The 15,359-nt window shown below is 68.8% G+C and carries 17 protein-coding genes; 8 read left to right on the top strand and 9 right to left on the bottom strand.

Annotated elements, in window-relative coordinates:
• Positions 1–61 precede the first annotated feature (61 nt).
• Positions 62–433, top strand: coding sequence for a VOC family protein (locus AAFX79_05880; protein ID MEO1008075.1), 372 nt, complete (start codon positions 62–64; stop codon positions 431–433).
• Between the two features lie 23 nt (positions 434–456).
• Here the strand turns inward: AAFX79_05880 and AAFX79_05875 are convergent, their stop codons facing one another.
• The 5 genes from AAFX79_05875 to AAFX79_05855 form a co-directional block, all read right to left on the bottom strand.
• Positions 457–1,974 carry an SDR family oxidoreductase gene (locus AAFX79_05875; GenBank protein MEO1008074.1) on the bottom strand — a complete coding sequence of 506 codons (1,518 nt, stop codon included), beginning with the start codon at positions 1,972–1,974 and terminating at the stop codon, positions 457–459.
• Positions 1,975–2,050: 76 nt separating this feature from the next.
• Positions 2,051–2,230, bottom strand: coding sequence for a hypothetical protein (locus AAFX79_05870; protein ID MEO1008073.1), 180 nt, complete (start codon positions 2,228–2,230; stop codon positions 2,051–2,053).
• A 50-nt stretch (positions 2,231–2,280) separates the two neighbouring features.
• Positions 2,281–2,508: a hypothetical protein gene (locus tag AAFX79_05865; GenBank protein ID MEO1008072.1), complete on the bottom strand. Its 228-nt coding sequence runs from the start codon at positions 2,506–2,508 to the stop codon at positions 2,281–2,283.
• Positions 2,509–2,707: 199 nt separating this feature from the next.
• Positions 2,708–3,937 carry a zinc metalloprotease gene (locus tag AAFX79_05860; protein ID MEO1008071.1) on the bottom strand — a complete coding sequence of 410 codons (1,230 nt, stop codon included), beginning with the start codon at positions 3,935–3,937 and terminating at the stop codon, positions 2,708–2,710.
• Between the two features lie 120 nt (positions 3,938–4,057).
• Complete coding sequence (locus AAFX79_05855) at positions 4,058–4,678, bottom strand: cyclodeaminase/cyclohydrolase family protein (protein ID MEO1008070.1); 621 nt, start codon at positions 4,676–4,678, stop codon at positions 4,058–4,060.
• Positions 4,679–4,759: 81 nt separating this feature from the next.
• Between AAFX79_05855 and AAFX79_05850 the strand changes: the two genes are divergently transcribed.
• The 3 genes from AAFX79_05850 to AAFX79_05840 all read left to right on the top strand — a co-directional run bounded on the left by AAFX79_05850 (position 4,760) and on the right by AAFX79_05840 (position 7,513).
• A complete protein-coding gene (locus tag AAFX79_05850; protein MEO1008069.1) occupies positions 4,760–6,193 on the top strand; it encodes a TIGR01777 family oxidoreductase in 1,434 nt (477 codons plus the stop codon).
• 193 nt (positions 6,194–6,386) lie between these two features.
• Complete coding sequence (gene ilvE / locus AAFX79_05845) at positions 6,387–7,385, top strand: branched-chain-amino-acid transaminase (protein MEO1008068.1); 999 nt, start codon at positions 6,387–6,389, stop codon at positions 7,383–7,385.
• A 2-nt stretch (positions 7,386–7,387) separates the two neighbouring features.
• On the top strand, positions 7,388–7,513 hold the full coding sequence (locus AAFX79_05840) for a hypothetical protein (protein MEO1008067.1): 126 nt from the start codon (positions 7,388–7,390) through the stop codon (positions 7,511–7,513).
• A 7-nt stretch (positions 7,514–7,520) separates the two neighbouring features.
• Here AAFX79_05840 and AAFX79_05835 read toward each other — a convergent pair whose 3' ends face one another.
• A complete protein-coding gene (locus AAFX79_05835) occupies positions 7,521–7,958 on the bottom strand; it encodes a DUF1801 domain-containing protein (protein MEO1008066.1) in 438 nt (145 codons plus the stop codon).
• A gap of 154 nt (positions 7,959–8,112) precedes the next feature.
• On the opposite strand from AAFX79_05835, the gene AAFX79_05830 reads away from it, so the two are divergent.
• Positions 8,113–9,441: a divalent metal cation transporter gene (locus tag AAFX79_05830; GenBank protein MEO1008065.1), complete on the top strand. Its 1,329-nt coding sequence runs from the start codon at positions 8,113–8,115 to the stop codon at positions 9,439–9,441.
• 100 nt (positions 9,442–9,541) lie between these two features.
• Positions 9,542–9,955, top strand: coding sequence for a SnoaL-like domain-containing protein (locus AAFX79_05825; protein ID MEO1008064.1), 414 nt, complete (start codon positions 9,542–9,544; stop codon positions 9,953–9,955).
• 120 nt (positions 9,956–10,075) lie between these two features.
• Here the strand turns inward: AAFX79_05825 and AAFX79_05820 are convergent, their stop codons facing one another.
• Positions 10,076–10,642 carry a YMGG-like glycine zipper-containing protein gene (locus AAFX79_05820; GenBank protein MEO1008063.1) on the bottom strand — a complete coding sequence of 189 codons (567 nt, stop codon included), beginning with the start codon at positions 10,640–10,642 and terminating at the stop codon, positions 10,076–10,078.
• A gap of 87 nt (positions 10,643–10,729) precedes the next feature.
• A complete protein-coding gene (locus tag AAFX79_05815) occupies positions 10,730–11,152 on the bottom strand; it encodes a VOC family protein (protein MEO1008062.1) in 423 nt (140 codons plus the stop codon).
• Between the two features lie 88 nt (positions 11,153–11,240).
• On the opposite strand from AAFX79_05815, the gene AAFX79_05810 reads away from it, so the two are divergent.
• On the top strand, positions 11,241–11,915 hold the full coding sequence (locus AAFX79_05810) for a hypothetical protein (GenBank protein MEO1008061.1): 675 nt from the start codon (positions 11,241–11,243) through the stop codon (positions 11,913–11,915).
• Positions 11,916–11,946: 31 nt separating this feature from the next.
• Here AAFX79_05810 and lepA read toward each other — a convergent pair whose 3' ends face one another.
• A complete protein-coding gene (lepA, locus tag AAFX79_05805; protein MEO1008060.1) occupies positions 11,947–13,779 on the bottom strand; it encodes a translation elongation factor 4 in 1,833 nt (610 codons plus the stop codon).
• Positions 13,780–13,931: 152 nt separating this feature from the next.
• Between lepA and AAFX79_05800 the strand changes: the two genes are divergently transcribed.
• Positions 13,932–15,356, top strand: coding sequence for an MFS transporter (locus AAFX79_05800; GenBank protein ID MEO1008059.1), 1,425 nt, complete (start codon positions 13,932–13,934; stop codon positions 15,354–15,356).
• The last annotated feature ends 3 nt before the right edge of the window (positions 15,357–15,359 follow it).

The raw sequence follows: 15,359 nt of genomic DNA, 5'->3' as shown, positions 1-15,359 counted from the left end.
ACCCCCGCCCGATTCGGCATAGCCTCCTCATGGCGAGGCGGGACGCCGGGCGGAGGTCGAAATGAACCTGGGCGCGTTCTCGATCAGCCTGGCCGTCAAGGACCTGTCGGCCTCGAGGGCCTTCTACGAGGCCCTGGGCTTCGACGTCGTCGGCGGGGCCGTCGAGAGCAACTACCTCATCCTGCGCAACGGCGAGGCGACGATCGGGCTCTTCGAGGGCATGTTCGAGCAGAACATCCTGACGTTCAACCCCGGCTGGTCGGGCGTGGGCGAGCACCCGAGCGAATTCCCGGACGTTCGCGAGATCCAGCGGCGGCTGCGGGCCAGCGGCCTCGAGTTCCACTCGGAGGCAGACGAAACGACCACCGGCCCGGCCAGCTTCGTGCTCCTGGATCCCGACGGCAACCCGATCCTCGTCGACCAGCACGTCTAGGCACGTGAAGCAGGGCGACGGCCCTAGGCGTGCTGCCCGGCGGCGGGGGGCGCGTCCGATTCGGCGGCGCTCCGCATCCCGCGCAGCATGCCATTGAAGACGATGTTGTGCAGCGGCAGCACCGAGTACCAATACGCCAGCCCAAGCAGGCCCTTTGGCCGAAATCGGGCGGTCATGGCGAGCGTGCAGACGCCCGGCTCCTCGGCGGGCGTGATGTCGAACTCCAGCGCGGCCTGCCCGGGCAGCTTCATCTCGGCGAGCAGGTGCAGGTGCGTCGGCCGGTTGATGCCGATGACCCGCCAGAAGTCGAGCGCCTCGCCGAACTCCACCTCGTCGGGATGGCGGCGGCCCCGCCTCAGCCCCGGGCCGCCCATGGCCTGATCCATCCAGCCTCGGATCCGCCACAGGATGTCGGCGGCGTACCAGCCGTGCCCGCCGCCCACGCGGCACACGGCGGCGAAGACGGCATCGGGTTCCGCGCGGATCGTGATGTTGCGGCTATCCGTGAACACGCGGCCGCCGGCCCAGTCCGGGTCGCCCGGGATCGCGCCGGCGGCCGACCAGCGGGTCTCGATGATTGCGTTCGTGGTTCGCTCCACCGCGCGATCGATGGCCTGCCGCGCGGTCATCGGCTCGTGCGGCATCAGGCGTTGCACGTCGTGCTCGCCCACCACGACGGGGTTCTTGAGACCCTCGGCGAGCGGGCGGGCGATCCGATCGCTCACCGGCGTCACCAGCCCGATCCACAGCGAGCTGAGCTTCGGTGTTAGCACGGGCACGGTGAGCATGATCCGCCGGCCGAGCCCCAGCGCGTCGGCCATCTCTTGCATGAGCTGGCGATAGGTCAGCACGTCGGCGCCGCCGAGCTCGAGGGTCTGGCCGATGGTGCCGGGCTCATGCAGGCAGCGCACCATCCAGTGCAGGATGTCGGCGATACCGACCGGCTGGCTCTTGGTCTCGACCCACTTGGGCGTCACCATCACCGGCAGCCGCTCGACCAGGTACCGCAGTATTTCGAAGGACGCCGACCCCGAGCCCATGATCATGGCCGCCCGGAAGGCCGTGACGGGCACGGTTCCCGCCTCGAGGATCTGCTCGACCTCGCGGCGGGAGCGGAGGTGCTCGCTGAGGTCCGGGCCCATCTCGCCCAGCCCGCCGAGGTAGATGACGCGCGAGAGCCCTGCCCGCGCCGCCGCCTCGGCGAAGCTGCTGGCGAGGCTGCGATCGCGATCGGCAAACTCGCCGCCGCTGGCCTCCATCGAGTGGATCAGGTAGTAGCCAACGTCGCAGCCAGCCATGCGCCCGGCCAGGGCCTCGGCGTCGAGCACGTCGCCCTGCACGATCTCGACCCGCGGATGGTCGAACCAGTGCCGCATCGCGAGCTTCCGCGGCTCGCGGACGAGGCACCGCACCGAGTGCCCAGCATCGAGCAGCCGGGGGGCGAGCCGGCCGCCGATGTACCCCGTCGCGCCGGTCAGGAACACGCGGAGTGGCCTGGAACCACCCTTCCGCGCCGCGTCCGGTTGTGCTGGATCGAGCATCATGATGCGTGTGCGGAGACCGCTCTAGCGATGTGCCGGCGGTCTAGTGCCATGATCGGCCGGATCCCGCGTCGGCCTACGCCATGCGGATCGCCGGCAGCGGCCCCAGCTTGACGCGGATCGGAGGCGCCTCGACCCGAAGCCCCCGGATTCCGCGGAGCGACGACCGCGTGCGGAGGAGCATCCGGGCCGGCGCGAGGATGGACGAGAAGCGAACGAGCAGGCCCCGGCCGTCCGCGTCGATCGACATGGGCATGGGCCTCTCACCGGCCCACGACACCGCGCCCTCGAGGCGGCCGGCCACGATTAGTTTGGGGCGGAACTCGATGCGTCCCGCGTGCGGATGCGGATGGTGCCGTCGACCTTCCATTCGGCGTGCTGGGCCTGCGGGCCGGTGCCGCTAGGCACGTGGATGCGTGCGTTGTCGAACTCGTAGGTGATCTCGGCGTTGCGACCCGTCAGGCGGTCGTACAGGCCGATGGCCAGCTCGGGCCAGGTGGTAGTGTGCTGGTCGGGCGTCTGCTGGGTGGCCATGTCGGCCTCCTTTCGGTTTGCCCGGGACGCTTGGTCTTCCGGGCCGCGCTCACGCTATCGACGAAGCAGAAGCCCGCGTTGCACGCCGATCGCGCAACGCGGGTATACGCGCCATCCGGGATGTGGCTTGTGCCTAGGCCGTCGGGGATAGCCCGCTCGGGTGCTGCGGCCTTCCTCGTGTCCGTCGCGGTCGTCCGCTCTAGCAGCCGGCCGTGAAGATGTTCTGGAACTCGAGGAAGTCGAAGATGTTCAGCACGCCGTCGCCGGTGATGTCGGCGGCGGGATCACCCACGGCGAACAGATTCTGGAACTCCAGGAAGTCCACGAAATCCAGGGTGCCGAAGGGTTCGGCGAGATCGGCGGGCGAGCATCCGGCGCTGGCCGGGGCGTACGCGTCGGGCCGCCAGTTCTCCAGCGTGCACCGCATGCGGTTGGCCTGTTCGGGCGTGAAACGCTCCATGCAGCGGTCGTCGCTGTAGTCCATGTAGTTGTCAAAGGGCGCGGGCAGCCCGCAGCTCGAGCTCGCGGACGGGCAGCCGAAGGTCGGGCTGTTCTGGCCGTTGGTATCGCAGATCAGATCGCCCGTGGTGTTGCAGGACGTCGCCGAGCCGCAGCCGCCGCTAAACGTGTGGTACAGGCCCAGCCAGTGGCCAACCTCGTGCGTCGCGGTGCGGCCCTGGTCGAATGGGAAGAGCGGGGCATCGCGGCCGAAGCTGGAGTAGAGCACGACCACGCGATCGTTGGTGCGGCCGACGATGCCGCCCTGTGGAAGCCCGGGCACGTAGCCGAGGGCGCCGCTGGCCTCGTTGGTGTAGATGTTGAGGTAGCGGTTGGTGTCCCAGTGCAGGGGCGTCCAGTAGTCGCCCTGGTCGCGGAACCACGTGTTGTTGGTCGTGCGGGTGATGCCGGTTGTGGGCATGCCGTCGGGGTCCTCGGTCGCGAGGTAGAACTCGATGCCCACGTCGGCGCCGTCACCCCCCAGCGATCCGGGGATCGCCCGGAAGTCCTCGTTGAGGATGTCGATCTGCGAACGCACGCGTGCATCGGACATGTCGCCACGGCCATCGCTGCGGCGGATGATGTGCACCACGACGGGGACGCGGTACAGGCCCTCGGATGGCTCGTATCGCGGCCGCGGCGTAGTGCTGGAGAGCGTGCAGTCGTTGCGGCTGTCGAAGGAGCCGCCGCCCACGCCGGCCATGCCGAGCTCGTCGCGCTCGTCCACGAAGCCGCAGCGGGTATGGTCGTGGTTGAAATAGCCCGAGAAGGCGACCTCGGCCCACGAGTCGTAGGTCTGGCCCTGGAAGGTGATCGGGCCGTCGTCGGGCCGCGGTCCCGGCTCGTGCATGAGGGCCTGTGCGAGCGCGATCGGTGCAACGGCAAAGAAGCAGCCGCCAGCGAGGGCGGTCCGAGAAATCGAAGGCGGCATGTCGGCAATCCTCCCCTAGGTCTGCCTACGAACCGACGAAGCCGGGTTCGCGGCGGCGGTACCCGTGGATACGAGGAGGGTGGATCCCCTGTTTCGGTTCTTGCTGATGGGGCGGCCCCGTCAGCCGGTGGCCTCGTCGATGGCGCTCAGGATGCTCCGCATGGCGCGGGCGGCGTCGTCGCATCGGCGGCCGCTCTGATCGACGGCCGCGGGTCCCGCGTCGCCCAGGTCGCCCGCATTGACGCGGATGTTGCGGTCCGAGCAGCGGACGGTCGCCTCGGCCAGCATCGCGGCGATGGCCAGATCGCTCAGCAACCATCGGTTCGCGATCGGGGCGAGCCGCCCGCCGGCGTCCAGCATCGCGGCGCACGCCTCCTGCACTCGCACCGGCACGTCCACGCACGCGCGGGCGGCCTCGGGCAGCCGGTTGCGCTCGGGGTCTCCGTCGGGCAGCCGCTGGAGTCGGTTCATCTCGGCGTAGGCGATGGCGTCCGCGTCGGCGAGGTCCATCAGGTCCGCGCGGGCGCGTTCGAGGATCGCCTCGATCTCGGCGTGCGCCGCGGCGTGATCGGCGAGCGACTTCTTGCCGCGCGAGTACGCGACGACCATCGACGCCTGCGCCGCCGCGAGGGCGCCCGCGACCGCGGCGGTCGCGCCACCACCCGGCGCGGGGGACCTGTGCGCCAGCGACCCCAGGAATCCCTCGATGGTCCGCGTCGCGATGGGCGTGTCGTCCGGCATGCCCAACTCTACTGCCGCCGCCAACAAAAATGTCGAGCGTGCGCTCGCCCCCGCGCCACGGCCGTGCGATCATCCGCCGGCATGCCCACGCTACGGAAGGCCAGCCCGATGCCCTGCTCCGTGCGGGAGCTCTACGACTGGCACGCGCGGCCCGGGGCCATCGAACGGCTCGTGCCGCCCTGGCAGAGCGTCCGCGTCGCCCGCCGCACGCCGGGGCGGGATTCGCCGTTCATCGGCAACGGTGCCCGCGTCGAGTTCGAGACCCGCGTCGGCCCGGTCGCGCTGCCGTGGATCGCCGAGCACTTCGGTCACGAAGAGGGCCGCCGTTTCTGCGATCGCCAGCTCCGCGGGCCCTTCGCATGCTGGGAGCACACCCACGAGTTCCTGCCCGCCGACGATGGTGGTTCCACGCTCCGGGACTCGGTCGACTACGACCTGCGGGGCGGTCCGCTGGGAGGGCTCGCTGCTGGGCGGAGCATCCGCGCCATGCTCGACCGCATGTTCTGGTTCCGCCACGAACGCACGCGGATGGATCTGGAGCGGCACGCCGCGGGCCCCGCGCCGATGACCGTCGCAATCGCGGGGTCCAGCGGCGACATCGGCGTCGCGCTGGCGGCCTTCCTGTCGACGGGCGGGCACCGCGTGATCCGCCTGGTCCGCCGGCCGCCAGAGCGAGAGCCAATTGATGGCCTGGAGCAACGCCACTGGAACCCGGCCGCGATGACGCTGGCCGCCTCGGCGCTCGATGGCGTCGACGCGGTGGTCAACCTGTGCGGAGCGAGCATCGCCGACGGCCGCTGGACGCTCGCCCGCAAGAACGAACTCACCGAGAGCCGCTTGAAGCCTACCGGGCTCCTTGCGCGCACGATCGCGGGGCTGCCCGTCGCGTCGAGGCCCGTGCTGCTCAACGCCTCGGGTGCGCACGTGTACGGCGAGGGCGGCGACGAGCCGTTCGACGAGGCCGCGCCGCCCGGCGACGGATTCCTGGCGGCGCTCGTCCGAGACTGGGAGCGGGCCGCGAGGCCGGCCGAGCTCGCCGGCGTGCGCGTCGTGCATCTGCGCTTTGGCGCGGTGCTGTCCGCCCGCGGCGGCGCGCTGCGGAAGCTGCTGCTGCCCACGCGGCTCTTCGCCGGCGGGCCGCTCGGCGGCGGGCGGCAGTGGTGGCCCTGGATCGGCCTCGACGATGCGCTCGCCGCCGTGCTGCACTGCCTGGCCGACGACTCCATGCACGGGCCCGTCAACATCTGCGCGGCGCACGCGGCGACGGCCAACGACATCGCGCAGGCCGTCGGCCGCGCGCTCCGCCGGCCCGCGGTGCTCGGCGTGCCCCCCGCCGCCCTGCGGGTGGCGGTGGGACGCGAATTCGCCGACGAGGCCCTGCTCGCCTCGACCCGGGCCGAGCCCGGCGTGCTGCAGCGCTCGGGCTTCCGGTGGTCGCGGCCGACGGTGGAGCGCGCCGTGGGCTGGGAGCTCGGCGTCCGACGGATGGTCGAGGACTCTGCGGCGTCCAGCTGAATGGGGCATGTACGCATTTTGCACGGTCCTGCCGCCCGCCGCGTCCATTCCCGCTAGACTGCCGCCGATGCGGGGTTTGCGGCGTCGCCGGTCGCGACGCCCGCGCCGCAGCGTTCCGCCACATCGCCACGAGGACCGGCAGCGGTGGGCCACCGAACGCCCCCGCGGGCGGAGCACGGCACGGAGAGCAGCAATGAGCCACGCCACGACACCGAGCAAGGCCGCCAGCCCCCAGGTCCGTGCCGCCGGCGACGACGGCCCGATGGTCTACGTTAACGGCCAGATCGTGCCCAAGAGCGAGGCCAGCGTGAACGTCTTCGATCACGGGCTGCTCTACGGCGACGGCGTGTTCGAGGGCATCCGCGTCTACAACGGCAAGATCTTCATGCTGGGCCAGCACATGGATCGCCTGTGGGCCAGCGCCGAGAAGCTCTACCTCGACATCCCCATCAGCCGCGACGAGATGATCGACGTGCAGCGCCGCTGCATCGAGGCCAACGGCATCACCAACGGCTACATCCGCCTCATCGTCACGCGGGGCGAGGGCACGCTGGGGCTCAATCCGTACCACTGCCCCCGTGCCGGCATCATCTGCATCGCCGACCAGATCCGCCTCTACCCCGAGGCGATGTACGAGGCGGGCATGCGCGTCGTCAAGGCCCACCGCCCCCGCATCCCCGTGGAGTGCCTCGATCCCAGGATCAAGAGCCTCAACTACCTCAACAACATCATGGCCAAGTGCGAGGCCATCCACCTCACGCAGTCCCTCGGCATCACCGCCGAGGAGGACAAGCTGCTCGAGGTCATCATGACCAACACCGACGGCAACGTGGCCGAGGGCTCGGGCGACAACATCTTCGTGGTCAAGGACGGCGCGATCCGCACGCCACCGGTGGAGGACGGCCTGCTCGAAGGCATCACCCGTCGCTTCGTGATCGATCGCCTCGCGCCGCAGTGCGGCCTGTCGGTAGAGATTGCGCACCTCTCGATGGACGACATCTACGCCGCCGATGAGCTGTTCATGACCGGGTCGGCCGCCGAGATCATCGGCATCCGCGAGGTGCTCGAGCACGACGGCAGCGGCGGCGTGACGGCGAGCCACGCCATCTCCGACGGCGAGGGTCCGGTCACCAACAGCCTGCGGATGGCGTTCCGCGGAATCGTGACGAGCAGCGACGTGCCCGAGGATTGAGCATGGCGCGGAAGAGCGAGTGGGAATTCTCGAAGCCCAAGCCGCTGGAATTGTCGCTCTCGACCCGGCTGGTGATCATCGTGGTCGTTATTGCCCTGGTGTTCCTGGTCGGCTTCTTCGTCGTGTAGTTCTTTGCTAGAACAACGCCTCTCCGGGTAGTTCGCTTGCCTGCCTGAACCACGCCGCAAGCTGCTTCTCGTCGATCTCATCAGTCTCGAAGATCTTGGAGTACCGCACGTCGGTGTGCTTCGACTCGATCGGCGGCGGTGGATCCAGCGACGCGCCGTTGAGGAACGTCAGCTTGACGTACTCCGTGAAGCAGTAGAACGACACGAACCAGCCGCGATCCTCGATGCCGTAGAACGGCGAGTTCCACCGCACGGCCTGGCGGACCGCCGGCACCGTCTCCACGATGAGCGTGTCGAGCCGCCGCCCGACATCACACTTCCAGCCCGGCATGGCGTCGATGTAGGCCCGCACGGGCCCCTCGCCGTCGCCCTTGGGGATCTGCGGGTTGCCGCCGGTGAGGAGCCTGGGACGGGCGGGGCTGCTCGTGGACGCCTTCTTCGCCATGCGCAACAGTAGTGGGGCGGGGCAATAGGGCATGGGCGTTGGGCAATGGCATTGAACCGTGCACTCTCCCCGAGACGGCCATTCCGTGCGCCCCATTGACCATTGCCCACTCCCCATTGCCCTCCCCTACGCTCCCGCCGACTCGGGAGCCGCGATGACACAGGCGACGCCCAACCCACATCCCATCACGTGCAATCGGTTCCTCGCCGCCCTTGGCCCCGGCATCCTCTTCGCGGGCGCCGCCATCGGTGTCAGCCACCTCGTGCAGTCGACCCGGGCTGGCGCGGTCTACGGGCTCGGGCTCGTCGGGCTGGTCGTGCTCGCACACGCGATGAAGCTGCCCGCCATGCTCTTCGGCCCGCGGTACGCCGCCGCCACCGGCCGCTCGCTGCTGCACGCGTACCGCCGGCAGGGCCGATGGACGCTCGGGCTCTTCGGCGTGGTGCAGGTGGGCACGATGTTCACCATCCAAGCGGCCATCACGCTGGTGACCGCCGCCCTCGTCGGCCCGCTGGTGGTCACGCCCATCGGCCGGGTGATCGGCGTGCTCGACGATGGGCAATCTGCGCACGCGGCATGGGTATCGGCGATGGTTCTGGGCACCTGCGTGGGCGTACTCGCGCTGGGCGGCTTCCGCTGGCTCGATCGCGTCGTCAAGGCGCTGATGCTCGTGCTGGCGATCGGCACGGTGGTGGCGGCCGGCATCGCCCTGCCCTCGCTGGATCTGGGCGCAACGCCGCTGCTGCCGACGACCTACGACCTGGCGCTGCTGGCCTTCGCCGTCAGGCTGGTCGGCTGGATGCCGGCGCCGCTGGACATCACCGTGTGGCACAGCCTGTGGACGCTCGCGCGCAAGCGCCAGACCGGCCACGACGCCACCCGCCGCGAGTGCTCGCTGGATTTCCTGGTCGGCTACGGCCTGTGCATCGTGCTGGCGATCGCCTTCGTCGTGCTCGGGGCGTCGGTGTTCTACGGCTCGGGCGAGCAGCCGGCGGAGACCGCGGGCGGCTTCGCCAACCAACTCATCCGCATGTACGCCGAGACGCTGGGGCCGTGGGCCAAGCCGCTCGTCGCGACGTGCGCGATCGCGGTGATGTACAGCACGACGATCACCGTGCTCGACGCCATCCCCCGGACGATGGCGGCCTTCGTCCGCGTCGCACGCGACGGTGATTGCGATCGCGAGTCTGGGATGGGCGTGGGCTACTGGACCTTCGTCGGCGTGCTCGTCGCCGGGGCGCTGGTGATCATCTCTCGCTTCCCGACCAGCCTGCTCGCTCTGGTGGACCTCGCCACGACGCTCAGCTTCCTGGGCACGCCGCTGCTGGTGTTCTTCAACCACCGGGCGATGGTGTCGCGGGAGGTCGCCGCCGAGCACCGCCCGGGCCGCGGGATGCGAGCCTGGAGCTGGGCGGGCATCGCGTTCTGGACCGGGTTCGCCCTGCTGTTCTTAGGGTTGACGCTGTTCCGGACGAATGGCTAACATGGGGTCGCCGCGCGATCGTCGCCGGCCCCCGCCTCCCCAGCGGCCGGCCCCCGCACGCCGGCCCAACGGTCGTGCCCGCACGACACGGAGAAAGAGTATGAACACGATGGAAGTTGGTCGCAAGCTCGTCGAGCTGTGCAAGGAGGGCAAGCACCGCCAGGCGATCGAGGACCTCTACGCCGACACCGTCGTCGTCAACGAGGCCATGGACCCCATGCAGATGCCCGAGGAGATGCGGCCGCCGCACGCCAGGCCCAACGGCCCGCAGAGCAAGGCCGATCTCCTCAACGGGTGCGATGCATTCTTCAGCTGCCTAGAGGTCCACGGGGCCGAGATGAGCGACCCCTACCCGCTGGGCGACGAGTTCATCGTCTACATGTCCATGGACTGCACCTTCAGCCAGGGACCCATGGCCGGCCAGCGGATGGACATGAAGGAGATGGCCAAGTACAAGGTGCAGGACGGCAAGATCGTCGAGAGCAACTACTACTACGCGATGCCTGGCGCCTGATCGGCGACGGTTCCTCGACGCCAGTGCAACGACGCGGGCCGCGGGAGCGGCCCGTTGTCATCGGGGCCCGATGCCGACACCGACGGATCGCCGGGCGGGGGCATGCGCACCGGGCGGGCGCTACAGGCGACGAAGCACGGCGCTGAATTCCTGCGCGCTTATCGTGAGGTCGCTCCCCGAGACGTCGTAGCGGGCGTTGATGATGTACCCGGGCTGGTTCACGATCAGCGTGTCGCCCACGACCCGGTAGGTCTCGTCGGCGACTTCGACCCGTCCATCGGGCCAGGTCGTCGTCGTGATCACCCGGCCGGTGCCGCGAAATTCGACGATCTTCGACGTGAACTCGCCGGCGATGTCGCTGGGGTTGAGGCTGACCAGTTCCCAGCGGGTGCCCGCGAGCGGGCCGACGTCCGAGTGCGTCGGCGCGGCGGCGGCGGGCTGCGCGTCGCTCAGCGACCGGGCCCGGGCCTTGTCGCGCTCGTTGCCGATGACGTAGCCGACGCCCGAGCCCACGGCCGTCCCGATGAGCGTGGACTCGGTGTCCCCGCCGATGGCCTGGCCGGCGAGCGCGCCGATGCCGGCGCCGACCAGCGCCCCGGTCTGGGCGTCCGACTGGCAGCCGCTCGCGGCCGCCAGGGCGGCGACGCACAGGATCAGGCTCGACGTGCGGACGCGCTGGCTCGGCATGGCGGGGTCTCCCATCTGGTTTTCGTGGACGGTGGTGCTCCGGGGGAACGAACGACGGCGTCGTTCGCGCCACCACAGGGTACTGCGCTAGGCGGGCCAGATGTCGGCGTCGATGAACTCGACCGAGTTGCCCGCGGGATCGCGGACGTAGATCGATCGGCCCGGCCGGAAGCCGTCGGCCTTACTCCAGGTAATCTCCTGCTCGATCTCGACGCCGGCGGCTCGCAGCCGATCGGGCCACGCGTCGAGGTCGTCGACCAGGAACGCGACGTGGCCCGCGCCCGCTGCCCCGTGCGCCGGCACGCCGCGGCCGGTGCGGCGCGACCACTCGGGATTGAACAGCAGCAGCACCGAGGTTCGTCCTAGTCCCTGCGGGTCGGCCCCAATGCGGAGGGCGGCCGAGCGCTCGTCGGGCTCACGGAGGATCCGCAGGCCGACGACATCGGCATACCACCGCGCGCAGGTGGCGGGGTTGGGGGTGTAGAGGGTGGTTTCGAGGAGGTAGGGCATTGATCGATGAAGCTAGATGGCGTAGGTTAGAACAGCGGCAACTGGTCCGTGCACATTAGGTGGTGCTCGGGCAATGAAGGAGCCTGAGATGGCAGATGATGACAAGAAACCAAAAGTGACATGGACAATTCTTGTGTTTCTTGCGGGTGTGGCTGCGACTGGTTTCTTTGCCTTCGTGTCGTATACGACGCTACAGCCACAAATTACAAAGGCAATGCAGAAAGTTGTTGATCTTGAGGCGCAGATAATTGTCTTAGAGAAAGATAATGAGGCGCTAGGAGAGCGGGCCGCAGAATTGAGAACCAGCTTGGAAGAAATGGAGACGTTGTTGGCATCATATGCGGAGCTGGATCAGACACTGGCTCGCATCGAACAAGCGGATCCGATGGTGGAGCGCATTAGGAACTTTGTTCCTGAGCTGGCGGAGTATCCTGTAGACATCCTTCCAGATATCGTCCCGCAGAGTGCAGTCGTTATCGAGGACGATGGTGTATCGAAGACTTATTATCCAATGGATGCAGAATCGTCGCATTGGCAGTTCTTCCAGAGCCGTATTCGACATGCATCCAACCCGGCAAAGAACTACCTGGATGCTGGCAGTGGAGGAGTGCATCTTGCGGGTAAGGATGTAGCAATACTGTCTGCGATCGGACCAAATGGAAATACTGCGTCGCTGTACCTGCACCACACTGGGCAGCTTGAATTGCGGCAGAAGATCAATGGGGTGGAGCAATCGGTGCGGTTCTTCGCGCTACAGCCTTAGTTGTACAGATGGCGACAAGTAGAAGTGTTCGCTACTCCTCCCCCGTATCCAGCACCGCCATGAACGCCTCTTGGGGGATGCTGACGCTGCCGACGCTCTTCATGCGTTCCTTGCCCTTCTTCTGGGCCTCGAGCAGCTTGCGCTTGCGGGTGACGTCGCCGCCGTAGCACTTGGCGGTGACGTCCTTGCGGAAGCCCTTGATGGTCTCGCGGGCGATGATCTTGCCGCCGATGGTGGCCTGCAGCGGGATCTCGAACTGGTGGCGGGGGATCTGCTTGCGGAGCTTGAGGAGCAGCTGGCGGCCACGCTGCTCGCTCCGCTCCTTGTGGGCGATGAGCGCGAGGGCCTGCACGGGCTCGCCGTTGATGAGGATGTCGACCTTGACGAGCTTGTCGGCGCGGTACTCCTGGACCTCGTAGTCCATGGTGGCGTAGCCGCTGGTCATGCTCTTGAGCTTGTCGTAGAAGTCGTAGATGATCTCGGCGAGGGGCACCTCGAAGGTCAAGAGCTCGCGGGTGTCGCTGATGAACTGCTGGTTCTTGTAGACGCCGCGGCGGCCCAGGCACAGGGTCATGATGTCGCCGATGTACTCCTTCGGCGTCATGATGTCGACCTTGCATATGGGCTCGCGGATGTCGAGGATCATCGAGGGGTCGGGCAGGTCGGCGGGGTTGTGCACCTCGACGGTCTCGCGCCCGCCTCCTTCGCCGGAGCCCTTCGTGCGGATGTCGACGAGGTAGGACACGGTGGGCGCGGTCTGGACGACCTCGACGCCGCCCTCGCGCTCGAGCCGCTCCTGGATGATGTCCATGTGCAGCAGGCCCAGGAAGCCGCAGCGGTAGCCGAAGCCCAGCGCCTCGGAGTGCACGGGCTGGAAGGTGAAGCTGGCGTCGTTGAGGCTGAGCCGCTCGACGGCATCGCGGAGGTTCTCGAAGTCGTTGCCCTTCTTCTCGCTGGTGGCGGGGTAGAAGTCGCAGAAGACCATCTGGCGGGGCGGCTCGTAGCCCTCGAGCGCTTCGGCGGCGGGGTGCAGATCGCTGGTGATGGTGTCGCCGACGCGGACGTCGCCGAGGGTCTTGATGGCGGCGATGAGGTAGCCGGTCTCGCCCGCGCCGAGCTCCTTGGTCTTGGTGGGCTTGGGGGTGTACTTGCCGAGCTCGGTGACCTGGAAGGTCCGGCCGAGGCCCATCATGCGGATCTTGTCGCCGACGCGGAGGGTGCCGTCGAAGACGCGGACGTAGACGATGACGCCGCGGTAGTCGTCGTAGACGGCATCGAAGATGAGGGCGCGCGTCTCTTCGACGACCGGGTCCCGCGGCGCGGGCAGCCGCTCGCAGATCGCATCGAGCAGCTCGGGGATGCCCACGCCCGACTTGGCGCTCACGCGGAGGCAGTCCTCGGCCGGCAGCCCCAGGGCCTGCTCGACCTCCATGGCGACCTCGTCGGGCCGTGCGCCGGGCAGGTCGATCTTGTTGAGGACGGGGATGATCTCGAGGTCCTGGGCGACGGCGAGGTAGGCGTTGACGATGGTCTGGGCCTCGACGCCCTGGCTCGCATCGACGACGAGGATGGCGCCCTCGCAGGCCTTGAGGGCGCGGCTGACCTCGTAGCCGAAGTCGACGTGGCCCGGCGTATCGATGAAGTTGAGCATGAAGGGCGTACCGGCCCGGTCGTGCTGCACGGTGACCGCCGACGCCTTGATGGTGATGCCCCGCTCGCGCTCGAGGTCCATCGAGTCGAGCTGCTGGGCCTTGGCCTCGCGGTCGCTAACCGCGCGGGTGGCCTGCAGCAGCCGGTCGGCCAGGGTGCTCTTGCCGTGGTCGATGTGGGCGATGATGGAGAAGTTTCGGATCTGGCGGTCCATGCTCGGCGGGGGCCCCCTCGCAAGCGGCCCAGAGGCCGGATGTGCGTCGCTTAAGTATAGATGGCGAGCGTTGCGGCCCATGGCCCGCAGGCGGGATCCCCGCCGACCCTGCGGGAGCCTTGCCTCGTGGCCCAAGCCCGCCATGATGTCTCGTGACGCCCCCGGCCGCAACCCTGGATCCACCGACGCCCGCCTCGGGCCTGCCGGCGATGGTGCGCCGCGCGGGGCGGAGCTTCCTGCCGTCGTCGCTGCCGCTGATGGCCCGGGCGAACTACCGGCGGGAGGCCGCGTCGGCGTTCTTCATCCCCTTCGCGCTGGCCGCGACCGAGGGCTCGATCGTCAGCGTGCTGGTCCGCCTGTCCTTCGAGGGGCGGGTCAATCCGCTGCTGCTCAACCTGGCGGTGGGCGTGCTGGCGGCGGCGCCCGCGATGGCCAACATCTTCAGCTTCGCCTGGGTGCGGGCCAGCCACGGCGTCCGCAAGATCCCGTTCATCAACGGGCTGCAGATCGGGGTGCTCGCGCTGGTGCTGGCGATTGCGCTGGCGCCGACCAACGGGCCCGGCCTGGTCGTCACAACGCTCGCGGTCGTGGCCGCCCGGATGTGCTGGTCTGGGCTGATCACCATCCGCTCGACGGTGTGGCGGTACAACTACCCCAGGGACCTGCGGGCGCGGATCACCGGCAAGTTCGCGACCATCCAGGTGCTCATGATCGCGCTGCTCAGCCTCGGGCTGGGCCAGGCGATGGACGCCAACGAGATCGCCTTCCGCGTGCTGCTGCCCGTGGGGGTTGTGCTGGCGGGCGTGGGCGTCTGGCAGTACTCGCGCGTGCGGATGCGGGGCGAGGCGACGCTGCTCCGCGGCGAACGCACGGGGGAGGCCGCCCGCGCCGCGTCTCTCAATCCGTGGTCGATCGTTCGCACGCTGCGGGAGGATCGGCCGTTCGGTCGCTTCATGGCCGCCCAGTTCCTGCTGGGCACGGGCAACATGATGTCGATGGCGCCGCTGGTGCTCATCCTGCGCGAGGACTTCGGGCTGGGCTACCTCGGCAGCCTGCTGATCACGGCATCCATCCCGATGGCGGTCATGCCGCTGGCCATCCCCTTCTGGGCCAGACTGCTCGACCACACCCACATCGTCCGCTTTCGGACGATCCACAGCTGGGCCTTCCTGGTAAGCCTGGGCCTGATCCTGGTGGGCATCCTGCTCGATGCGCCGTGGCTGCTGTTCCTGGGGGCGATCGCGAAGGGCGTGGCCTTCGGCGGCGGCGTGCTCGCCTGGAACCTGGGCCACCTCGACTTCGCGCCCGCGGGCCGCGAGAGCCAGTACATGGGCGTCCACGTCACCCTCACCGGCGTCCGCGGGGCGCTCGCGCCGATGATCGGCGTCACGATCTACACGATGGCCAGCGGCGTGGGCTTTGCGGGCAGCGCCGGCGCGTGGACCTACGGGCTGTGCCTGCTCATCGCCGCCGCCGGCACGGCCTCGTTCTTCGTGCTCGCGCGGGATCCGGCCATCCAGGATCGCATCCGCTCCGAGCCCATCGAGCCGGCGCCGCCCAGCCGCACCGTTCCGTAGACT

This window comes from Planctomycetota bacterium (genome assembly GCA_039819165.1).
Lineage (GTDB): Bacteria > Planctomycetota > Phycisphaerae > Phycisphaerales > UBA1924 > JAHCJI01.
The sequence above is the reverse complement of the archived record's forward strand: the minus strand, read 5'-3'. Positions and strand labels throughout refer to the sequence as shown.